A 21,790-nucleotide genomic window follows, 5' to 3' on the forward strand; every position below is an offset into this window, starting at 1 on the left:
GCACTGCTCCGGTCCGGGCGCGGGGCGAAAGGCGAGAGGACGTCGACCTTCGCCTACGCGCCGGGGACGGCTGCGGGGTCCTCGCCGGCGGCGAGGGCGTCGAGCTGCACGGTGATGGCGTCGAGGTCGAGGAGGCCGGCGGTGTAGGCCTCGAGGAACAGGCCGACGGCGTGGGAGATCGAGACCTCGTCCTGACCGGCGCGTTTCTTGCCCGCGTCCCACACGGTCCCTGACACGTTCACTGTGCGGACGACCTTTTCGTCGGTGAGTTTCCGGTCCGTGGGCCGGCCGGTACTGGCGGGATAGACCTTGGGGATCCGGCGGGGTGCGGGGGTCATGCGGGCGTCGCTTTCGTCTCGTGCGCGGACCGCATCAGGCCCGCGCCCCCACCCCTTAACTTATATAACTTCTCGGTTTTGATCCCCCTCGGGAATGAGGGGCGAGCCAGGGCGGTCGGGGCCGACCCCGGGGCGGCGACGCGACAGTCGTCGGTCGGGGCGGGCCGGCGGGACGGGCTCGGCCGGTCCGGCAGAACCACTCGTCCGGGGGAACTCAGGTTCCGGCCTCATGGGTAGGGCCCACTCGCGACCGGTCAGACGGCCGGCGCGAGTTGAAAGAGAGCCACCATGCCTGCGATTGGGACCGTGAAGCCGTTCGACACGGAGAAGGGCCAGGGGCTGATCAGCGACAGCTCCGGCAAGGACATCTACGTCCACTACTCGGCCATCAACTCCGACGGGCTCAGGTCCCTGGACGCGGGCCAGGAGGTCGAGTACGAGGTCGAGCAAGGGGGCCCGCACGGCGTGCAGGCGACGAACGTAACCCCGCGCTGAGTGCGCAGACACCTGAACAACCAAGCAGTATCGGTCGCTCGCCCCGGTCGTCGTTGTCACGGCGACCGGAGCGTCCGGCACGGACTCCTCCTCCGCGCGCACCGCTTCCTCCGCGGCGTGGTCTGCAGCCGCGGCCGCAACGACGGCGTGCGCGGTGTGCAGCCGCTCCAAAGCCTCGCGCATCACGGTCTCTCCGCCGTAGCGCCGCGAGGAGACGCACAGGGCCTGCGCGGTCGCCAGCTGCCCGCGCGCGGCCTCCAGCCGCACCTCGGCCTGCTGCACCCGGTCAGGCTGTACTGGCCACCGGTACCCCCGCCCTAGCCCCACCCTGCAAGATCACGATACCGAGTCACCTCCGAGCCCCACCCCCACCGCGCATCGAACCGCGCCGGGCAGTAAGCGTTCGAAACAAACCCGCGGCTCCACACCCCACTCCAGCTCGGCCGGGTCCTCACACCCGCACTCGCCGTACTCGAGGCTCCATCACCTCCGACTCCTCCACCAGGGCCTTCACTGCCTTGAACTGCACGTCCGTCAGCTGCGCACCGTCCTGCTGACCGAGCCGGAGCTGCAGTCGGCTCTGCTGGAGTGGCACTTCACCCCCGACAGCCACGAGGCCTTCAGCCGGTATCTCGCGTTCGGGACCGCGCAGTCCTGGCCTTGCCCGCTTCCAGGGTCCGTTCCTGGCCCACCCCGCCGACCAAACGCCACCGCAGCGGCCGCGGCCGCGGCTTCGGCACGGGCCGCGGGCCGCGGGGAATCAATGCCAGCAGGACGGCCGGACGCGGAGCAGCTCGGTCCGCAGCACGGGTGTGCCGTCGACCGGTGCCGGGTCCTCCACGGTCGGCTCGATTCCTCCGGCGGCGACTTTGTCGAGTGTTGCCAGGCCGTCGGAGCCGACCGTGCCGAACACCGTGTAGTTCGGTCGCAGCGCGGAGTCGCCGTAGACGACGAAGAACTGTGAACCGTTCGTGTCCGGACCGGCGTTGGCCATCGCCAGCAGGCCGCGCCCGTACAGGCGGCGCGCGCCGGTCGGATCGGTCGGTGCGGGTGGCAGATCCACCGGCAGCTCGTCCTTGTACTTGTACCCGGGACCTCCCTCACCGGTACCGGTCGGGTCGCCGCACTGCAGGACCTTCAGCGTCGGATACGCCGTCAGACGGTGGCACACCGTCCTGTCGTAGAACCCATGCCGTGCCAGGTGCAGGAAACTCTGGACCGTGCACGGCGCCTTGGCCCGGTCCAAACGCAACGGGAGCGGACCCTGGCTGGTCGGAACAGCCATGTCAACCGTGCCACGGCTAGGGGTGCGCCGCGGATCAGGCGGCAGCGGAACATGACGCGCGGGCGGCTCGTCCGGGGTCTGTACGTACTGGCAAGGGCCGTGCGTGGTGCGCGGCGGAGCGCCGTCGGCAGCGGTGGCGACACTCCCCCCGGACACGACTAACGCCACGGCCGCAAATGCGCTGATCAGTGCTCGGTTCATCTTGCGCGCCCTCCTGATGATCGCCAGGTTTTGGAGCGGTCGCAGTCTAGAACGTGGTGCGGTCGGCGGGAATGGCCAACGACAGGAGGCCGGCGAGGGGCGCCGGTCCATGACCGCGGCGGTCGGACCTCGTGGCCGGCCGCCCGGCAGCGCCCCGGCGGCCTGGCCCTCGCTCCTGGCCGAGATGACCGGGCAGCTGACCGCCCCCGTCGCGGACGCGCCGTTGGCCGCGCTGCGCGACGACGGTATGTCGGCGGAAGCGGTGGCCACCGCGCTCGGGAGGCGGTGTGATGGAGGCTCCCTGCGGGAGGTCCTGGGAGACCCAGGTTGATCTGGGCCTGGTTGGCCTGGAAGCTGGTGGCGAGGCTGTGGTCATGACCGACAACAACAGTGATGTGACCGGCTTCCGCAACCGTGTCGTCCTGATCACCGGCGGAACCAGCGGGATGGGCCTGGCCACCGCGCGTCTGCTCCTGGAAGCCGGCGCCCATATTGTCATCACCGGCCGCGACGATGCCCGCCTCGACCGCGCGGCCGAACAGCTGGCCAAGGTCTCCGACCAGGGTGCCCGGCTGTTCACGGTCCGGGCCGACTCCGCCAGCCTCACCGATCTCGACCGCTTGGCTGCCCTGATCCGTGAACGCCACGGACGTCTTGACGGGGTGTTCGCCAATGCCGGGGTCGGAGTGTTCCAGCGCAGTGGCGAGGTCACGGAGCAGGACTTCGATCTCAGCGTCGACGTCAACTTCAAGGGGGTGTTCTTCACGGTCCAGAAGGTTCTGCCGCTGCTCGACGCGGCGGGAGGCGGTTCCATCGTGATCAACGCCTCGTGGACACTGCACCGGGGCCTGGCCGTCGCACCCGTGTACGCGGCTACCAAGGCCGCCGTCCACAATCTGGCCCGCACGCTGGGCAGCGATCTCGCCGAGCGGGCTATCCGGGTCAACTCGATCAGCCCGGGCTACATCGTCACCGAGATGTTCGATGCCGCCAACCCGGACCCTGCCTCGCACGATGCCATCCGCTCCCAGGTGCCGCTGCGGCGGCTCGGCCAGGCCCAGGACATCGCCGAGACCGTCGCCTTCCTCCTCTCCCCGCGGTCCTCGTACATCACCGCGCAGGACATCGCCGTCGACGGGGGCCTGGCGACCGCGATCCCCGCCTCCTGACGGCAGACGTGGTTGCCTGGCCCCGACAGGGCCAGGCAACCACCCGTCACGACCAGCCACAATCGTCGTATGAGCACAGCGATCAACATGGGCGAATTCCTCCGAACCCGCCGCGCCCTCCTGCACCCTGAAGACGTCGCCCTGCCGGACTTCGGAGGCCGGCGCCGGGTCGCGGGCCTGCGCCGCGAGGAGATCGCACAGCTCGCCGGAGTGAGCGTCGACTACTACACCCGGATGGAACAGGGTCGCGTGCCCAACCCCTCTGGCGCGGTACTCGACGCCCTCGCCCGCGCACTTCGGCTGGACGGGGCCGCCACCCGGCACCTGCACCGCCTCGCCCGACCGCAGCCCCCCGCCCGGCACGTTCCCCGGCTCCAGGACCGGCCGCAACGCGTGCGCCCCATGCTCCAGCGGATGCTGGACGATCTGGTTGACATGCCGGCGATGGTGATGGGCCGGCGCATGGACATCCTGGCCTGGAATGCGGCAGCGGCCGCCCTCTTCGGCGACTACGCGGCCCTGGACCGAGCCGAGCGCAACATCGCCCGGATCACCTTCCTCGACGCGACGTCCCGGGAACTGTATGCGGACTGGTCATCCTGCGCCCGCGGGAATGTGGCCTACCTCCACATGGACGCGGGACGGCACCCCGAGGACCCCCAGTTGGCGAGCCTGATCGGTGAACTGTCCATGAAGAGCGAGGACTTCCGTCGCTGGTGGGCCGAGCACCCGGTGCAGGACAAGACCTCGGGAACCAAGCGATTTCACCATCCGGTGGGAGGCGATTTGGAACTGGCCTACGAGACCATGCGCCCGTCGGACGACCCCGATCAGGCCTTGATCACATATGCCGCTGAGCCGGGCAGCCCCTCGCACGACGCCCTGCGGATGCTGCTGGCCTGGGCCGCTGAGGCCCCCTCCCCGATGCCGGCCGACGACCGCGCGCGCTGAACTTCCGGGCGGTCAGAGCCTCACCGCCCATGTCCTGAAGCCACGTCAGTGCGTCTCCGGCGTGGCCACTCGCGGCCGCGATGGGTACGTCGAGGTGTTGAGCCGTCCGTAGCCCGTTCGCCGAGCGCGGCCGCGCGAGCCCCTGGATGGTGCCGCACGCTGACCGGGCATCGGCCGGAGTGCCTGCGGGAATTGGCTGGCAGGTGCATGACCGGTTGGTGTCGTGCGGGGCTACCTTCTTAGGGCTCCGGAGGTGCGGCTGTCCGAACTCGCGGGCCACAGGCGGGCGGTGGCGGCGTCTCCAGTGCCCCGGCTCCGCCGAGGGGCCGGTCCCCCCACGCGTGAAGGAAGACGACCATGTCTCTGGGCACCTGGCTGAAAGTCGGCACCTCCGCCGCCGCGCTGGTCCTCGCGGCGGCAACCGCCGCGACCGCGGCACCCGCGCCCGTACCCGACGCCACCGCAGCGGTAGTGACACTCCGTTACGACGACAGCCGGGCCGGCGGCTGGGAAGCGGCCATCGCGGCCGGAGTCGCTTCCTGGAACGCGAACGTCAGCAACGTACGGCTGGTGGAGGCCGCGCCCGGGGCCCGGGCCGAGATCGTCATCGTGGCCACCACCGGCTGGCCGCAGGCCACCCTCGGCCCCGTCCGTCCGGGACGACAGGTCCGAGTCGAACTCGGCGCGCAGGCCGTGAGCCAGGGCTACGACAAGACGCGCATCGCCGCGCACGAGCTGGGCCACAGCCTGGGCCTCCCGGACACCAAGCCGGGGCCGTGCTCCCAGCTGATGTCCGGGTCCAGCGCCGGGACGGCCTGCACCAACGCCGTGCCCAACGCGACGGAGCGGTCCCGCGTGCAGAACGCGTACGCGAACGGGCTCGCGGCAACCGTGCCGACCGACGGCCGGGTACTCATCGACGCCCCCTGACCGGCGAGTCGGCGGGTGGGCCGGTGCGGGGCCCTGGCTGGGACGGGATTCCCGGAGGGCGTCCGCGCCGGTCCACCGGCACGAGCGCAGGGCGTTGTCCGCGTGTCCGGTGTCGGAATGCCGGACGACGCCGCGTCGGCCAAGGAGCGGCACCCCGGAGGCGGGTCAGGCCTGGTGCCCATGTCAGTGGCTCGGACAATGTGAGGACAGGGGCGCTGCCGACTCAGACGGATTCCGCCCGCATGCAAGAGAAGACCCTGCCCAGCGCGGCGTCCTGATCCCGGGGCGCCCTGCCGGAGAATGCCGCCCGGGCCCGGTCGAGGTCGTCGCGCCGGAAGGGGCGGGGCACTTGGGGGGTCAGCCTGATGACCATCGGAGGGACCCCCGCCTGCTCGTACGCGGCTAGCTTGTGGTGCCCGTCGAGGAGGTAACCCACCCAGCTTTCGGCGGTAGGGAACAGCACGACCAGCGCCGGCAGGTCGCCCCCGGCGCGGATCCGGTCGCGGTAGCGGCGCACCGCCCTGTGGTCGTGGGGCGGCCACGCGTCGGTGGTCACCAGCGCGAGCTCCTCGTCGGCGTACCAGCCGTGGACCTGGAGGGCGCGCGGATGCACCACCCGCAGGTGGTGCGGAGCGACCGCGGCCGTCATCACGTACCGCCCGGAGGCGAGCAGCGACAGCAGCGGGCGCAGGCATTCCGGATCCGGTGGCTCGGCCCGGCCGGTGCGCGGATCGGGCACGAGGCCGGGGGCGCTGAGCCACTCGGTGAGGTACTTGACCTCGCAGAGCCCGGGGCCGTCCGTGCCCGCGCGGGCTGCCAGCCAGCCCACGCTGCCGCAACCGTCGTTGGCCTCCAGAAACACCGGATCGCCGGCCAGCAGGAGCAGGCTGCCACCCTCGTCGCCTGTCACTTCGATGACGCCGTGTCCGTCGGGCACGTCGAAGGACACGGAGGAGGGAGGCGGCGGTGGTCGTCTGGTCATTTGCCGATCCTATGAGCGGCTGCCCGTGCCGCACCGGACAGCTGGAACAGCCGCCCGACCGCACTACCCGGCCCAGTCCACACCCGGCCCAGTCCACGCCCGGCTCGGCGAGGGCGGCGAGCCTTTGCCTCGTCGAGCCGGTCGCGGCGGGCCTTCTGGTCTCTCAGCGGAACGCGGCGACGTGGCGGGTCGCCCACTCGGCGAAGGGGCGCGGTGCGCGGCCGAGGACCCGCTGGACGTCGGGGCTGACACGCAGTTCGGCCGGGCTCGGGGAACCAAGGATGTCCAGGGTGTCGTCGGCGAGCTCGGCCGGCATGCTCCGGGTCATGGCGGCTTTGGCCTCGCCGCGGGTGAGCTCGTGAAACCTCAAGGGAGAGCCCAGCGCGGCGGCGATGTCCTCCGCCTGCTGGCGCGGAGTGATCACCTTCGGGCCGGTCAGCTCGTAGACGCCGTGCGTGTGTCGGTCATCCAGCAGGCAGGCCGCCGCGACCGCAGCGATGTCCGCCGGGTCGATGATCGGCACCCCGACGTCGCCGAAGGGCGCAGCGACGACCCGTTGTGCGCGGACAGACTCGGCCCACCACAGAGCGTTGGAGGCGAAACCGCCCGGCCGCAGGACGGTCCACTCCAGGCCAGACTCCCGCAGCGTGTCCTCCAGCGCACGCATCGCGATCCGCGTCGCGCCGAAGGGCCTGGTCACCACGCCCAGCGTCGAGAGCAGGACGACCCTGCGGACCCCGCTGGCCGCGGCTTCGCCGATGATGTCCGCAGGGCTGGCTCCAGCGGCGTGAAGGTCGCCGGACAGCAGCAGGAACAGCGCCTTCGCCCCGGCCAACGCGGACCTGAGGCCGGCCGGCTCGGCCAGGTCGGCCACCACGTGGCGGGCCCCGTCCGGCACTGCCGCCGTATGCCGCGACACGGCCGTCACCTGCTGGCCCACCTCAACCAGCTCCTGCGTCAACGGCCGGCCGATGTTCCCGGTAGCCCCGGTCACCACGATCATGAGCAACTCCTCGTCAGATGTCCTCGGTGGCCTCACGCTAGAAGTGGGGCTAACTTCTGGTAAGGACATACCCTCAGGTAAGTTCATGACATGGCGGGAAGCGCGCAGGACAGACAGCCCGAGGCGGCCAAGCGGTATGACGTGTTTCACACCGACTGCCCCGCGCGCGATGTTGTCGACCACGTGACCAGCAGGTGGGGCGTGTGGGTGCTGATCTCCTTGCGAAGCAATGACCTCCGGTTCTACGAGCTGCGTGACAGCATTCAGGGCATCAGCGAGAAGATGCTCGCCCAGACCCTGCGCGCGCTGGTCCAGGACGGCCTGGTCTGGCGGGAGGTCGAGCCGACGACGCCGCCCCAGGTCACCTACGGGCTGACCGATTTCGGCCAGGACGTCGGCGAACCGCTGACAGCGCTGTTCGACCGGATCACACAACGGCTGCCGCCGCGCAGCGAATAGCGCCGGAGAAGCCGGCGCACATCCACGACGCGATGGACAACCTGCTTGAGCCGGATCCTCGCCCTGATCCCATAGCGCCCTCCGGCCAGGTGCGTCCGGTGGCGCGGCAACACCGACACCGTCAACGGCACCGGCGAGGCGATCACAGCGAGTGGCGGCAAGGACGGCACCAACAGCACGATCACGATGAGCGGCACGGTCGTCAGCGCCGCAAACGCGGGCCGAGGCCACCCGAGGCACCGTCATATACGCCGTACCGGCCGTCCGACGGCTGTTCGTCCGTAGACGACAGGAAGGCCCCGAGAGGACTCGGGGCCTTGTGCCGGGGTGGCCCTGGCGCGCCCTGCCTCGACCAGAGGGGGTGCGGAGGCCAGGAGCAGGGAGAGCAGCAGTCCGGTGGCCTGGTCGCTCAGCACGCGGGCGATCTCCAGCAGCCGGTGGCGTTGTGAGAGGGGGAGGGACAGAGCGACGCGCCGGCCTGCCCTCCGATGCCGAGGGGTACGGCGACGCATACGTACTGTCCGGAGTATTCGAACAGGTCGAACTGGACGGCCTGGGGGCCGTGATGGTCGATGGACCGGAACAGCGCCGAGGAGTCACTGTCATGGATGTGAGAGGTCGGGGTGACTCCACTGTCACGGGGCGGTATTCGTGCAGGCGGCGCACTGACATGAAACCGAGAGATCGCACGCTCGCCCTCAAGCCTGTCGCGGAGCTTCACCGAGGAAGGCGCCCGCGAAACCGTGTTCGCCCAAGACGCGCAATACGCCGTGATGTGGCGGAGGCGCAGCGTACAGCGACCTGGTGGTGTGAAGGTCAGGTTGGGCAATGTCGGCCGCCTGATCCGGGCTGGCCGGCGAGGGCCGGCCAGGCGGTGACCATCGCACTTACGCAGCCGAGCCTCGGCCCTACGATGGCAGTACAGGTGACGCATGCTTCCGGGCAGGGAGAGACCGAGTGGATTCCTTCAGTGCCGAGTTGTCCTTATTCACCGATCATCTGAGTGTTCTGGCGCCGCGGAGCATGGCCGCGCTGCGGCCGCCCGCCGCGAGGCCGGCACTCGAGCAGGCCGGCAGGGAGTTGGGGGTGAGACTGGCGCCAGATCTCGTAAGTCTCTATCAGGCCCATGACGGCGCCGAGGCAACCGAGGCCGGGTGGTTCCTGCCGTCGGAGCGCAGACTTCTCCCGCTGGAGGACGCGATGGCGGTGGGCGGGCGTCTGACGGGGATGATCGACGGCGAGGACGTGCTGGGGACGTGGTGGCATCCTCAGTGGTTCCCGTTCGCGGCCAACCACGACGCGTGGAGCGTCGAGTTCGTCGACCTCCGCGAAGGCGCCGCGTTCGCCAGCGTGGGAAGTTTCTTCGGTGAGGGTGCGAGTCCCGATATCTGGCCGTCCCTGGGCGCCTACTTCAAGGAGCTGACCCGCGCCCTCGAAGGGGGCGACGCGCCGATCCAACGCCGCACCCCCATCTTGAAGGATGACGTGCTGAGCTGGGAGTAGATGGGCGAGGGGCCCACGGCACGTGGCCGTGAGCCCCTCTTTCTGCTTTTTCGGCCGTCTCAGGTCACGGGGTGGACATTGCGCACTGGACGAGCGGCGCACTGACGTTGCAGTGCTCGAAGCCGGGAACGGACACCCAGTACTCGTCGGTGTCCTGCAGGCGGAAGTGCTGGGCGAACCCGTAGAAGCGATTCATCGAGCCACCGTTGATCCACTGGGACATCGACGAGCGGCCGCACTTCTCAGTGAAGGTGGGGAGATCCGCGCGGTCGTCGTCCGAGAGCTTCCAGGTGCCCTGGACGACACGCCAGCCCACCGTCTGGAGGCACTCGTCCCCGGACGTGACGGGGTTACGCCCCTGCATCGCCGCGGGCATGCCGCCCGACTGGTAGGTGCCGGCGAAGGCGTACTCGTCACAACTCATCACGTCGGGCTGCCCCGTCGAGACGAGTTCGTGCAGCAGCGTCGTACTGGGGTGGTACTGGTAGGAGCTGGGGCAAATGACCTTTCGGTTATCCTCGGTGTCCCGCTTGTACTGGTTGAGAGCACCCTTGTCCGTGTTGGGCAGGAAGTTCATCGGCTTACCGTGCTTCTTGGAGCCGGGGTGCCCTGGGAGCATTTCCTGCACCAGCCACGCATGCGCGGCCGCCGCGGGGTACTTCGCGGAATTGAACTGGTACGTAGGGCTGTACGTGCCGAAGGTGCATCCGGAGGTGTTCTGGATCGCGTAGTTGTCGCACTGGATCAGCAGGTCGTCCGCCGTCACCTTGACCGCGCTGGGTCCCGCCACGGGGGAGAAACCTTGGTACCTCCAGTCGATGGCGACGGGATCCCAGGTGTTCACCGTTGAGGCGTTGTTCCAGGAATGCGTCCGTGTCGCGGTGGAAGTGTGGACGTCGCCGGGAACCCACGTGAGCGAGGCGCTCCACTGCTCGGGCTGCGAGGAGCAGGCGTCGTAGCAATTCAGTCCGACGTCCAAGGTGACGTTGACCAGCTGGGGGTCGATGGAGATCGCCATGACCTTCAACTGCTGCTTGAACTGCCCTGACTTCTGCTCCAGTTTGACCTGGTGGTACATGTCGAAGCGCGCCTCGCCGAACGAGGTTCCGTCGCTGCCGACGGCGAAGTACTCGTAGACCGATCTGAAACAGGCTTCGAATCGCGTGTACGAGTTGAGCTCGTTGACGAGCGGACACGTGTTCAGCAGATCGCTGGCCTGGGCGGCAAGCATGGAGAACTTCGGCGGATCCGCCGCCGCGGTCTTCTTCGTCGCCTCCTGACCGGAGAGGACTCTGGAGCAGGCTTTGACACCCTTGGCATTCGGCTCGGAACACTTCAGATCAGTGGTTTTCGGGGCGGCACTCTTTCCTTCCGGCAGGGCCGGCGGGGCGGACAGCAGTGCGCCGGTGCCCCCAGGCAGGTTGGGGACGACAGGGACGGCGACCGGCGGCTTCATCTTGACGCCGCCGTTGATGCTGTTCCAGTCGACGTTGGGGGCGGCGGCGTTCGGCTCCGGCAAGGTGATGTCCACCCCGGCGAATTGCCCGGGGAGGAACGCCACCGCGTCGTAGGCGATGTCCTGGTCCCCGGTACCGTCCGAGGTGATGGTGGTCAGCCGGACCTCGGGGTTGACGTCCTTGAATCGGTACACACCGAGTTCCACCCAGCGGTTCGAGGTGCCCTTCTGGTTCACCTTCTTCTTCTTGACTCCGGAGGAGGTGACGATCTCGTATTCAGCCACGGCCGTCTGCGCACCGTGGTCCGGAAGGTGGACGAAGACCTTGGCCTGCTTCTCGGGGAGGGTCCGGCCGAGCTGCCAGCTGCCGGTTATCTTCAGGCGCTCGCCCTTGGCATCGTTCTTCCGGGTGTGACCGAAGTAGAAGTGGCTGCCGAACCCCGCACCCAGCTGATGCAGATCGACCTTGGCCGGCCATCTCTGGTAGCACAGAGAGCAGCTCGTCTCTCCGGGGCCGAAGTCGAAGGTGAAGGCGCCTTGGTTGGTCCAGGAACTGTTGGAACACCCCGACCGGATGACCGGTGTGCCCTGGGGCACGTCGTCGACGATGAGCGCACCGGTGGGCAGGCCGTCGGTCGTGCACTTCGGCGGGTAGGCGGTGCCGTCGGCTTCCTCGGCCCATGTGACCGGGAACCGGGTGAAGTCGATCCCGCAGGAGTAGTCGCAGTCCGCCTTCCACTGCACGGACTTGTGCCACCAGCACTTGTAGTCCACGTCGCGCATGCAGGGCCCGGCTCCAGTGTCGTTCGCGGCACCGTCACTGATCTTCGTCGGGTCGCAGCTGTTGTCGAGGGGGGTGCAGAAGAGGTCCTCCGGCGGCTTGACCTTGGCCCGGTTCTGGAAGGCCGAGCCGGCGACGGTCGCGTCACCCGGTGTTCCGTTCCAGGAGGCGTTGATGAAGGCGGGGACCATCTTGCCCGGGGATTCGAGGAAGGCCGGCGGGTGCGCCGCGAAGCCGAGGACCTTCTCCTGATAGGGCCAGTGCTGCGGGCGCGCCGCGTCGGCGGGGTCCTCGTTGCCGAGGGGGTCCTCCATGAAGGGGGACCGGCTGGCGTCCCATTCGGGATTGGCGGGGTTGTTCGCCCATCCCAGGCCCCAGGGCGAGCCGTCTCCCTTGTCGGGGTAGAAGCCCGAGTTGTAGGCCCACAGGGCGAAGGTCCAGTTCTCGAGCTTGGCGGAGTTGCCGTTGTTCACCTTCAGACCCGCACCGTTGGTCTGTTGCCACTTCTCGGCGAGGATCCGCAGCCCCGCGGCCACGTTGGCGGTGTAGTCCAGGGCCACCGCACGCTGCTGCTGGTAGTCCCAGGCGGCTCCGCCGTGCCCGTCCTCGCGTCCGGCCAGACGCATGTGGTCCGTCACCTGGGTGATGCCGTAGCCGCAGTCGGCCTTGGCCCAGTTGACGTCCCAGTCGTTGAGCGGATTGCCGTCGTAGAGGTCGATGCCGTAGTAGTTGCCGATCAGCGGATTCGCCGTGACACCCGGGACGGCGACGCGCGAGGCCTGCCACATGTTGGATTCCTGAGCGGTGATGCCGAGCATCACCTGCGCGGGAACCGTGGCTCCGCCGAGCAGATCCGAGGGGTAGGGAAAGAGGGTCTGCGGCTGGTAGGCCGGCATGCCCAGGTTCTTCCAGTTGGCGGGGCGGCTGACGTGGGTGTTGAGTTTTCCGCGGATGGCCTGGTCGACGGCCCACTCGACCTGTCGGGGCTTGGGCTGCATCGCCTGATTGCGCGGGTCGTTGCGGGGGACGGAGCACACGCGCTCGGATTCGACGACCTCGTTGCGCCCGCCGGCTGCCGCAGAGACCGTGACGCCGACTGCCTCGCTCGCGGCGGTCCCGCCGTCCGGGCCCGCTTCCGCGGACGATGCCTTCGCAACGGTGGCGCTGTCGGCCTTGGCCTTCGGGGACCTGAGAGCCGGTGTGCGTTCGCGGCCCTCCTGGATGCGCGGGCTGGTCCGTTTCACCGGGTCGACGGTGAAGCCGGTCGCGTCGCCGCTGTCAAGGACGGTCATCCGCACGTGAACGGGACGGCCCCCGGACGGATCAGCGCCATGGACGAGGGCGCCCTGGCCGTCGGCCCATGCGGTCCCCGTCAGCACGGCCTCGCCCCGGGTGGAGACCGTGGCGTCCTTGGGCACACCGCTCAGGTGCCGCACCGTCCGAGGCAGCTTCTTTCCGGACACGGGCTTGGCCTTGCCCGTCAGATAGACGGTGCCCGCGTTCCGCGTCAGACCGCTGTCGTTCACCGGGCCCTCCGCGAGCAGCACCGCCGACGTCTTCTTGGCCTGGGGGTTCGTGATCCCGTTCGCTTCCACCCGTTTGACGCGGGCGGTCTTCGTCGACGACTGGTCCAGGAAGACGACGCCGCCGTCGCCGTCGGGGTTCAGGCGGTAGGGCACCGCGTCGGTGTTCACGACGGGAGTCTTGTGGCCCTTGGTGTCGATCTTGACGATCTGTGCACCCGCCGCACCCAGCACGGAGCCGTCGGATGCCGGGACCGACGAGGTGACCTGGCCCGAGGTCTCGATGGGCTCGGAGAGCTTGCCGGTGACCGTGTCCAGCCGAAACAGGCGGGTCGAGGCCTTGTCCTCGCCTCCGGACTGCGTCAGGACGGCTTCCTCGCCCGTCCCGCAGCCGGGGTTGTAGTACGACAGGGAGACCTGGATCGGGAGCTTGGTGACGTGGCCGGTGTCCAGCTCCACCACCGCGGCGAATGCGCCCCGGGCCATCAGCTTCGGGGTGTTGGTGAAGGTGCGCGGCGCGTAGACGACCACGGCGCGCTTTCCCGACCCCGTGATACAGGTGTTGCCGATCCAGGAATCCGTTTCGAAGCCCGGCTCAGATAGCGAGGCGACCGTACTCCACATGTATCCGGCGCTCTCAGGTGCCGTCAGGATGTGGAGGCCCTGCGCGTCGGAGCTGGTCGTCCAGGATATGTCTGCGGACTTCTTCCAGTCCCGGCCGAGCAGTCGGTCGCGGTCGCGGGCCGGGACCTCCGCTGACTCGGAGGAAGTCGATGCGGGCGGGGGTTTCTCGTCGGCCCAGGCCGTAGCCTGGATCACGCCGGCGATCAGGGCGCCGGAGGCGATCACTGCCGAGACTGTCATGTGTTTCTTACGTAATCTCAACTGTTCTCCCAGAGAAGGCTGTTAGCGCCCAAGGCGCCCAAGGCGCCCAAGGCACCCTGGGCAGCGCCCGTACGGAAGGGGGCAGCGGCGGGTGCCGCGTGGGTCCGGAGGCCGAAGCAGCGGATCCCCGCAGACGACCTGACGCCTGCGGGGACCTCTCGTACTGCTGATGTGAACGGGGCCGGGCTTCGGGGTCGATGCCGCGTCGTGGCAGCAGCCCGTGACGCCTAACTCCAGGAGAACGAAGCGTTCTCGTTGTAGACGTAGGCGAACTGGTAGAGCGTGTCGTTGAGTGGCGGGAGTGAATCCTTGGGGCCGCCGTAGCCGCTGTAGTAGTGGACGTTCGCCCAGTACTTGTAGTGCCAGTTGTCGCCAGTCGCGGCATTGTTTTTGACGTTCTTGCCGAATCCCGACGGCGGAGTACCTGCGCCACTTCCGCAGAAGGTCAGCGGCGCCGAGTGATGTGGTTGGTACCTGACCCAATCGAAGTCGTACACGTTGTAGCCGATCATTCTCCATGAACCCGTGAGCCCGGAGTTGTAATAGATCGCGAACTTGAAGCTACTGCCCTGCGGAATCGTGCAGGCAAGATTGGGATCAGAGTTGGCGTACGCCTGCTGTTCCTCGGACAGGTCCGCCCATGCCGGCGCGGCCGACGAGAGCAGTGCGATTCCAACCATCGCCGATACGGTGACCTTACGAATCATTACCCCACCCCTTTTCGTAACGATGTGCTGAGTGCTTCGAAGTGCGTCAAAGCATTCCGCCTGCGTGACCCCTCTACTGCGCGTCGAGCACTGCGGAAGCCTTCTTCGAGGTCTCCTGGTTGGTCTGCTTCGCGCTTTCGAGAGCGGGCTGGCTCTCCTTGATCTTCTGCTGTTGCAAGCGCGTCTCCACGTCGAACCAGACCTTCTGCACCTTGTGTTCCGTCCGACACTGGACGTCGGCGGTGGCCGTGGCGGTCTCCAGTTCCGTTACCACGGCCGGATCGTGGAACCGGGCATCGTTCCGGGCGTCCATGGGCTCCGCGTATTCGTAGCCCCTGGCCTTCATGCACGACGACCACTTGGCGAACACGTCGAGGACGGCAGGGTCCTTCCGCGAAGCGAGAAAGGAATCCGCATCGATCTTGACCGCTACCGGGGATCGCTGCGCTTGGGGAGCCTTCGCGCCGATCTGCCCGGCGCACTTACGCAGCACTTTCTCGTCCGCCCCGGACTGGTCGACGGCGCCGGCGGAGACGGCGGCGCTGTATTCCTTCTGCAGCGCCTCGTCAGGGTGATACCCACGCTTCGCCGCGCGCTGCGCGTCATGGATCCCGTAGCGTGAATCCATAGGTGACACCCCGTCCAGCGGGGGCAGATCCGGAGCCGGCGTCCAGTTCGGGAAACCGGCGTCCGCCATGCAACGGTCGATCAGCCCGTCCCGCGCGGATGCAATGGTCCGGGTCTGCGCGGCCGTCGGCTGGTAGGCCTCCAGTGGCAGCCTCCACGTGGCAACGTTGCCCGGGTCGCCCACCTGGGCCGCCGCGACCGGCCCCAGGGCGACGCTCCCGGCACCCTGCGGGGCGGAGTCGTTCTGCCCCAGCAGGCTCCACCCGCCCGCGGCGATTCCCGCGACCAGCAGTGCGACGCCAGCGGGCACAACTACCTTGACAGCACGTGCGGAATTCCTCATGATCTCCCCATTTCGGATACTGATCCATCGGCCGTGAACCCGCCCCAGGAAGGGCCGGACAGGCGTTCAGTGGTCGATGTCGACCACGATGCGATTCGGTGCGGTGAGCTTGAAGATCCGGTACGAGGAGTGGTGGCCCAGAGCCAGTCCGATACGGCAGGCCCGGGCTTCCGGATCGGTGATGTCGGTCAGCCCCTGCCCCTTGAGACTTGGAAAGTTGTACAGACCGTGACGCGGGCTCCTGTACAGCGAGGTGAGAGTCGTGAAGTCGAACGAAGTCGCCGGAGACGGGTAGATCTTCAGATACGTCTTGCCCTCGATCGGGACGACGTGTTCGTTGGTTTCGTCACCACAGCACGTGAGGGGTTCCGTCTATGTGCTCGTGACCCACTGGGGAATCGTTCCATCACCGAGATCGATCACGAAGCGGTCGAATCCCGGATGAGTGGCGGCGCGCACGCCGAGCACGCAGATTCCCTGACAGTCTGGAGCGGCCTGCACCTGCGCTTGGGGTGCGACACCTAACAACACGGCGGCCGCCAGGGAGGGTGCAATAAGCGGAACATCCTCTTCAAGGTGCGAGCCCTTCCCTTCCCATAGATCGAGTGAGAGCACGGGCCTTGTTTCGCAGCACAGGACATGTGGTCGGAGTGCACATCCGTTGAGTCCCCGAGCTGCTGAGCGCCGTTAATCCGTCTTCCTCGGTGACGGCCGGTCGGCGCGCATGCGCCTTGTGTCCTCCCCCAAGAACCGCCGACCCCGCCAATGCCTCACGTCCTACAGAGCTGACGCGAGGCTAAACTCTGGCCTGGCGCGGAACCAGCGGTTTCTCGGCTCGCGGACGGCGCTTCTGGCTGATCATGGCCCCTGCTCCGGGGTGCCGCATGACTCAACCCACCTTTCACCTCGGATTATTGGCCAGAAGAGGAATCTGGATTAGTGGCCTCCAGATCTATCGTTTGGCCTGAAGTTGAGGTTGGTGCAGCTGTGACCGGATACGACGAAGCTCCGTTGGGGTGACAACACAAGTCCCTGTCAGCGGGGGCCTTAAGAGGTCGTTTCATCCTGTTTTTTCATCCCGAGATGCGGCTTTGATTTGCTGGTGTCGGGTTGCGCACCAGGAGATCGTGTTTCGCCGGTGCGGCGGCGGGCCATGAGGTCAGTCATGGCGAGGTGGATCATGGCTTCGGAGCGGTGTGGGTGGGTTTCGTAGTCGCGGGCCAGGCGGCGGTGGAGCATGAGCCAGCCTCAGGCCGTGTCCGATGGGTCCAGTGACTCGCCGAGGGGTGGATCGTTCCGCTTGGTGTGCGGCGTGGTGATCTTTCCGATGTCGAGTGGGCTCAACTGGAACCGCACTTGCCGACGAACGTCGGACGAGGCGGGCGTCGGCACTGCCACCGGCGCGTGATCAATGGAATTCTCTTCCGGCTGCGGACCGGCCTGCCTCGGCGGGACCTGCCACCTCACTTCGGGAAGTGGCCGACGGCCTATGACCGGCATCGCAGGTGGTCAGCCGATGGCACGGGGGAGAGGATCTTGCATGCCGTCCTCGCCGCCGCCGCTCCGGGGCCGGACACGCCCCGGTGCGGGGGACCCAGTGTCCGCCGACCGGCCCCGGACAGCGCGCCGCGCGGGCCGTGCCGCCTGCCCGGCTGCTAGGCAGACAGCTCCGGCAGGCACCTCCACTGCCGTCCTACCGCACACCGGGAGACATACGTGCCCACCCGCGCCCCCGCACACCGTTTGCGCGCCGGACTGTCCGTCGCGGCGCTCACCGCCGCCGCGCTCGGCGCGCTCCCCCCACCCGCGCAGGCGGCGGGGGTCGACCCCGGCCGCGACGAACGGCTCCAGCGGCAGCTCGAACAGCTCGTCGGCCAGGATGACGGCCCGCCCGGGGTGATCGCCGTGCTCACCCGGGGCGACCGCACACAGGTGTACACCGCCGGCGTCGGGGACCTTGCCACCGGACGGCCGCCGCAGCCCGACGACCACATGCGCATCGCCAGCATCGCGAAGGCGTTCAGCGGGGCCGTCGCGCTCCGGCTCGTCGACCAGGGGGTCCTCTCCCTCGACGACACCATCGGTGGCGTGCTGCCCGACCAGCCCGCTGCCTGGCACCCGGTGACCCTGCGTCAGCTCCTCCAGCACACCAGCGGCCTGCCGGACTACACAGCCGACCCCGAGTTCCTGAGCATCCTGCAGGCCGACCCCCGCCACGTCTTCGACCCGCGCACGCTCCTCAACTACGTCGCGGACGAGTCGCTGCTCTTCAGCCCGGGCAGCCTGTACGAGTACTCCAACTCCGACAACATCGCCGTCGCCCTCATGGCCGAGGCTGCGACAGGCCGCCGCTACGAGGACCTCCTCAAGGAGCTCGTGTACCGCCCGCTGGGGCTGCGCCGCACCAGCCTGCCGCTGGGCCACCGCCTCCCGCACCCGTTCCTGCACGGCTACGACGTCACCCCGCCCGCCGAACCAGAGGACATCAGCGAGGCCCTGAGCGCCTCGGGAGTCTGGGCCTCCGGGGGCATCGTCTCCACCCCCAGGGACCTGGGCGCCTTCATCCGGGCGTACGCCGGCCCCACCCTGCTGTCCGAGAAGACCCGCAAGGAACAACTCACCTTCCGCCCCGGGGACTCCTCCGAGCCCGCCGGCCCCGGCACCAACGCCGCCGGCCTCGCGATCTACCAGTACACCACCCGCTGCGGCGTGCTCCACGGCCACACCGGCAACTTCCCCGGCTACACGCAGCTCGCCGCCGCCACCCCGGACGGCACGCGTTCCCTCACGTTCTCCATCAACACCCAGACCAACAAGAGCATCAAACCCGCCCTCCTCGCCCGGCTCCGCACGGTCCAGGAAGACTTCGTCTGCGCACTGCTGAAGGGCCGCTGACCCCCTGGCGGGTGCCGGCCGCCCGCTACGCCCTCCAGGACGCCTCCGACCGATCATCGCCGTGGGCAGTCAGGCATGGTGCCCGGGTGCAGCGACCTCAAGGATGAGACCGTCCGGAGCGGCGCGGCGTGCAGCTGAGGTGATCGCCGGTGTGCGTTGGGCGCGACGGGCCGGGCGAGGGGCGCCAGTGAGGTGTCGCTTCTTCGGTGAACCAGCGCACCCGGGTGCACTGGGGGCGACAGGCCATGTCCATGGCCCGGCGCAGCGCGCTGGACCGTGCCATCGAATCGCCGACGAGTACGTGCTCACCGTCGTGTCACCGCGCACGGGTCTGGACCGTACGGGGCAGGCGCGAGCATGAGCGGGTCGGGTCAGCCCTGTGCCTTGATGTGGTCGAGGACGGTGGTGAAGGCTTCGGTGGGTGAGAAGTCCACGTATTCGCAGTCCTCGAGTGCCACAGGGGCGTGCCCGGGCGGCCAGTAGAAGGCTTGGCCCGCTTCGTAGATCTCTTCCCCGTCCTTCGTCACCATCTTCAGCCGCCCTTTGAGCATGTAGCCCCAGTGCGGGCAGGCGCAGAGGCCGTCGGGCAGGCCGGTCAGGGCCGGCCTCATGTCGGCGCCCTGCGGAAACCGGACGAAGGCCACGGAGAGGTCTTCTCCGATCGCTTGCGTACGCAGTTCGACGCCTCCGCCTTCGATCACGACCGGTGTGTCATCCCGCGTCGTCGCCGTCATGGCCGTCTCCATTCCCTGGGCTACGGGGAGTGTCTCTCCTCCAGGCTGGTCCCGGTGGCCGGATCGTGCCACGCCGGCGTGGCGGGTCGGTCTGGGCGACGGTCAGCCAAGGGGCAGGAGGGTTGCCTCGTCGCCGACGCGGCCGAGGAAGTGGACGCCTATGAGCAGCCGCGGCCGGACCAGTACAGGGGGTACGGACATCGCGGGGGCGCAGGTGTTGTTGGCGACGACGCCGGAGAAGGCGATGAAGGGGGCGCTCCGCTCGCGGCGCGCAGTGTTCTTCCCCTGCGAAGGTCATGGGCTCCGGCGTGAATGGACGTGTCAGCGCCGGGGGTCAATCCTCGCCCGCACCCGTCACACAGGATGCCGAACGTTGAGCTTCTGTTGCGGGGCGATGGCCGGCCGCGGCTATGGTCGGGCGCAGTCCGCGCCGATAGGGCGTGCGCGGGCGAGGCCCGGTGACCAGAGCGCTCTGGCTGCAGTAGTACCGGGCCGCCCCACCCCCCCCGATGGACCGCCCGCGCGACGTCTGCCCGGACACCGCCCTGGCCCGCCTCCCTACGGGCGGGCCGGCGCTGCGGCGAGGTGCGCTTTGCGGATGTAGGCACGAACGCGCTGGTAGCTGCCCTTGTCTCACGAGGGCAGGGTGGAGGTGGGCGCCGGCTGAGCCGTGCGTTGACGCCGGCGCGCCCGCGTAGGGTGGTCCGGTGTTCGATCGTTTGGAGATCAGGGTGTTGGCGCCGGGCCCGCGGTTCGCGGCTCAGGTGCGCTTCTGGGTCAACGGCGAGGACATCGTCGAAGAGGCGGTCTACGAGGGTGGCCGCGGACCGTACGCCGCCGATGTGCTGCCGACGGGGCGGCCCAGCCCTCTCCGGGCGACCGCCGAGGCGCGCCGCCTGGAGCTGGGGGAACCGGACTGCACCGGCGGGTGCTGCGGCTTCTTGACCGTGGTCGTGCAGCGGTTCGGGGAGATCGTCCAATGGTCGGACTGGGAGGTGCCGCGGCCGTCCCCGCTGGCCCCCGACCCTTACCCTCCGGCAGAGCTCCACTTCGACGCGAGTCGGTACGACGCCGAAGTGGCACGCGCGGAGGCGGACCGCTGGTGGCAGATGCACCCGTAGGCCCGGCGCGGAGCGGCTCGGCCAAGCGACCGCCGACCGGCTCCCGAGGCTCCCTGGCGGATTCCGCATGCGTGGGCGCCTGGCCGGCGGACTGCAACCCGAGTCCATCGGCGACGTCGTCACCCGCGACCGGCCGGCGCACCGGCACCGAGATCCGCTTCACGGACACAGCCCCCGCCGCGGTCTCGCCACGTCGTCTGGCCGCGGGCGAGATGCGTTTCCGCCGCGGCGCCCGCCTGGCCTGAGACCCTGCCCCGGCCCAGCCCGCTGGGTCACCTTTCGCCCCGGTGCCCGCCGGTCACGAGCCCCCGGACGGTCTGGCCCGGTGGGCGAAAGTCGCCGCTGGAAGCCGCGAGGGTCGCCAGGGTGTGCTTTAGCCGAGGTCACATCGCCGCTCAAAGCTCGTTGTGGACCTTGTTCATCTCGCGATCCGTCCGCCACATGCACTCGTTCTCGTAAGACTCTCCGCCGGCGCCGCCTTCGAAGATCCCCCCGATATCCGGTCCCCCCATACGCCCCCGCCCCCCACGCCGCCGCTGGTCCTGGGCGTCTTGCGGATGCTCTTGACGGTACGAGGGGAACCCCCTTCACCCCCGGAACCTCCCCCTCCCCCGACGAGCTCGCCGGAACCTCCCTCACCTCCGTTGCCCCCACCCCCACCGATGAAGCCGGTGGGCTTGTCGGTGGACTGCGCGTACGTGTGGATCGTCTTCACGGTCCTGGGCTTCTTGCGGATGCTCTTGACGGGGCGCGGGCTGTCGGTGTCGGTGTTGGTGGTGACACTTGCCGCTGTCTCGGCGGGAGCGGCGAACGCGGTGGAGGTGAGTGAGGCGCCTCCGCCGGCCAGGAGGGTGGCGATCAGGAGCGGGGCGAGGCGTCGGGTCCTGGTGGCGGTCATGGAGAAGGGCTCCTCACGAGCGGTCGTGACATTTCGGGGGTCGGATGTGTGTGGGGCGGGTTGCCCGTCCACCGCCTTTCGGCGTCATCCGTCACTCCATTGCGCCCCACGCACCGGGCCCGGGTCACGGCACGGAAAGTCGGGGCTTGACCCGCAAGCGCCAAGCACACCCGGCTTCACGCGCCCGCCCAGCTCGACACCGGGACAGCCCTGCCGCTCTCCCCGACTGCCCGAGCCCCTTCCCGCCGCCCCGCCGCTCGCCGCGGCGGAGCCGGAACAGGGCATGGCCCCGGTCGTCTGGCACTCCGAAGCGCTGCAGGTCAGAGCCCTTGTCCTCGCATGGTTCGCCCGGGCGGTGGGGCCTGTCACGCGCCTGTGACAGTCGGCGGACAGCGTCGTGAAGTGCGGGGGTCAGTCTTTTAACCAGACGGACAAAACAGACATTTCACCACTGTCCTTCGATTCTTTCCCCCACCCCCTATTTATTGGAGTAATTCTCATGGC

The 21,790-nt window shown here is 68.8% G+C and carries 18 protein-coding genes and 2 pseudogenes; 10 read left to right on the forward strand and 10 right to left on the reverse strand.

All coding sequences use genetic code 11. From position 1 onward, the window contains the following. Window positions 1-53: 53 nt before the first annotated feature. Window positions 54-338, reverse strand: coding sequence for a hypothetical protein (locus AB0D29_RS36035; RefSeq protein ID WP_362860075.1), 285 nt, complete (start codon window positions 336-338; stop codon window positions 54-56). 288 nt (window positions 339-626) lie between these two features. Here AB0D29_RS36035 and AB0D29_RS36040 point away from each other — a divergent pair, with 288 nt between their 5' ends. Further along, window positions 627-833: a cold shock domain-containing protein gene (locus AB0D29_RS36040; protein WP_362860077.1), complete on the forward strand. Its 207-nt coding sequence runs from the start codon at window positions 627-629 to the stop codon at window positions 831-833. Between the two features lie 760 nt (window positions 834-1,593). On the opposite strand, the gene AB0D29_RS36045 is transcribed toward AB0D29_RS36040, so the two are convergent. Continuing rightward, on the reverse strand, window positions 1,594-2,319 hold the full coding sequence (locus tag AB0D29_RS36045) for a peptidylprolyl isomerase (RefSeq protein WP_362860078.1): 726 nt from the start codon (window positions 2,317-2,319) through the stop codon (window positions 1,594-1,596). 109 nt (window positions 2,320-2,428) lie between these two features. On the opposite strand from AB0D29_RS36045, the gene AB0D29_RS36050 reads away from it, so the two are divergent. The 4 genes from AB0D29_RS36050 (at window position 2,429) to AB0D29_RS36065 (ending at window position 5,369) form a co-directional block, all read left to right on the forward strand. Continuing rightward, window positions 2,429-2,650 (forward strand): hypothetical protein, encoded by a 222-nt coding sequence (locus tag AB0D29_RS36050; RefSeq protein ID WP_362860079.1) that lies wholly within the window; start codon window positions 2,429-2,431, stop codon window positions 2,648-2,650. Window positions 2,651-2,693: 43 nt separating this feature from the next. Then, window positions 2,694-3,488, forward strand: coding sequence for an SDR family oxidoreductase (locus tag AB0D29_RS36055; protein WP_051774845.1), 795 nt, complete (start codon window positions 2,694-2,696; stop codon window positions 3,486-3,488). A gap of 69 nt (window positions 3,489-3,557) precedes the next feature. After that, window positions 3,558-4,439 carry a helix-turn-helix transcriptional regulator gene (locus AB0D29_RS36060; RefSeq protein ID WP_362860080.1) on the forward strand — a complete coding sequence of 294 codons (882 nt, stop codon included), beginning with the start codon at window positions 3,558-3,560 and terminating at the stop codon, window positions 4,437-4,439. Window positions 4,440-4,796: 357 nt separating this feature from the next. Then, window positions 4,797-5,369 carry a snapalysin family zinc-dependent metalloprotease gene (locus tag AB0D29_RS36065; protein ID WP_362860081.1) on the forward strand — a complete coding sequence of 191 codons (573 nt, stop codon included), beginning with the start codon at window positions 4,797-4,799 and terminating at the stop codon, window positions 5,367-5,369. A 223-nt stretch (window positions 5,370-5,592) separates the two neighbouring features. Here AB0D29_RS36065 and AB0D29_RS36070 read toward each other — a convergent pair whose 3' ends face one another. Together AB0D29_RS36070 and AB0D29_RS36075 are read right to left on the reverse strand one after the other, a co-directional pair. Further along, window positions 5,593-6,351, reverse strand: a complete 759-nt coding sequence (locus AB0D29_RS36070; RefSeq protein WP_362860082.1) for a hypothetical protein — start codon at window positions 6,349-6,351, stop codon at window positions 5,593-5,595. Between the two features lie 163 nt (window positions 6,352-6,514). Next, a complete protein-coding gene (locus tag AB0D29_RS36075) occupies window positions 6,515-7,354 on the reverse strand; it encodes an NAD(P)H-binding protein (RefSeq protein ID WP_362860083.1) in 840 nt (279 codons plus the stop codon). 90 nt (window positions 7,355-7,444) lie between these two features. On the opposite strand from AB0D29_RS36075, the gene AB0D29_RS36080 reads away from it, so the two are divergent. Further along, window positions 7,445-7,813: a helix-turn-helix domain-containing protein gene (locus AB0D29_RS36080; RefSeq protein WP_362860084.1), complete on the forward strand. Its 369-nt coding sequence runs from the start codon at window positions 7,445-7,447 to the stop codon at window positions 7,811-7,813. 957 nt (window positions 7,814-8,770) lie between these two features. Continuing rightward, on the forward strand, window positions 8,771-9,316 hold the full coding sequence (locus AB0D29_RS36085; protein WP_362860085.1) for an SMI1/KNR4 family protein: 546 nt from the start codon (window positions 8,771-8,773) through the stop codon (window positions 9,314-9,316). 64 nt (window positions 9,317-9,380) lie between these two features. Here AB0D29_RS36085 and AB0D29_RS36090 read toward each other — a convergent pair whose 3' ends face one another. From AB0D29_RS36090 to AB0D29_RS36110, 5 genes and pseudogenes are all read right to left on the reverse strand, one after another. Then, window positions 9,381-13,940, reverse strand: coding sequence for a hypothetical protein (locus tag AB0D29_RS36090; RefSeq protein ID WP_362860086.1), 4,560 nt, complete (start codon window positions 13,938-13,940; stop codon window positions 9,381-9,383). A 248-nt stretch (window positions 13,941-14,188) separates the two neighbouring features. Continuing rightward, entirely contained in the window at window positions 14,189-14,668 is a 480-nt protein-coding gene (locus AB0D29_RS36095) for a hypothetical protein (RefSeq protein ID WP_362860087.1), read from the reverse strand. Between the two features lie 73 nt (window positions 14,669-14,741). Next, complete coding sequence (locus AB0D29_RS36100; protein ID WP_362860088.1) at window positions 14,742-15,638, reverse strand: hypothetical protein; 897 nt, start codon at window positions 15,636-15,638, stop codon at window positions 14,742-14,744. Window positions 15,639-16,010: 372 nt separating this feature from the next. Further along, entirely contained in the window at window positions 16,011-16,253 is a 243-nt protein-coding gene (locus tag AB0D29_RS36105) for a hypothetical protein (RefSeq protein ID WP_362860089.1), read from the reverse strand. A 432-nt stretch (window positions 16,254-16,685) separates the two neighbouring features. After that, window positions 16,686-16,886, reverse strand: a pseudogene (locus AB0D29_RS36110) (IS5/IS1182 family transposase); the annotation flags it as partial. Between the two features lie 57 nt (window positions 16,887-16,943). On the opposite strand from AB0D29_RS36110, the pseudogene AB0D29_RS36115 reads away from it, so the two are divergent. Further along, a pseudogene (locus AB0D29_RS36115) lies at window positions 16,944-17,198 on the forward strand (transposase); the annotation flags it as partial. Window positions 17,199-17,354: 156 nt separating this feature from the next. After that, complete coding sequence (locus tag AB0D29_RS36120; protein WP_362860090.1) at window positions 17,355-18,533, forward strand: serine hydrolase domain-containing protein; 1,179 nt, start codon at window positions 17,355-17,357, stop codon at window positions 18,531-18,533. Window positions 18,534-18,904: 371 nt separating this feature from the next. Here the strand turns inward: AB0D29_RS36120 and AB0D29_RS36125 are convergent, their stop codons facing one another. Next, the gene (locus AB0D29_RS36125; protein WP_362860091.1) at window positions 18,905-19,267 is read right to left on the reverse strand and encodes a hypothetical protein; all 363 of its coding nucleotides are present in this window, start codon (window positions 19,265-19,267) and stop codon (window positions 18,905-18,907) included. A 707-nt stretch (window positions 19,268-19,974) separates the two neighbouring features. On the opposite strand from AB0D29_RS36125, the gene AB0D29_RS36130 reads away from it, so the two are divergent. After that, the gene (locus AB0D29_RS36130; protein ID WP_362860092.1) at window positions 19,975-20,388 is read left to right on the forward strand and encodes a hypothetical protein; all 414 of its coding nucleotides are present in this window, start codon (window positions 19,975-19,977) and stop codon (window positions 20,386-20,388) included. Window positions 20,389-21,790 lie beyond the last annotated feature (1,402 nt).

The sequence above is a fragment of the Streptomyces sp. NPDC048424 genome, assembly GCF_040651555.1.
Classification (GTDB): Bacteria; Actinomycetota; Actinomycetes; order Streptomycetales; family Streptomycetaceae; genus Streptomyces.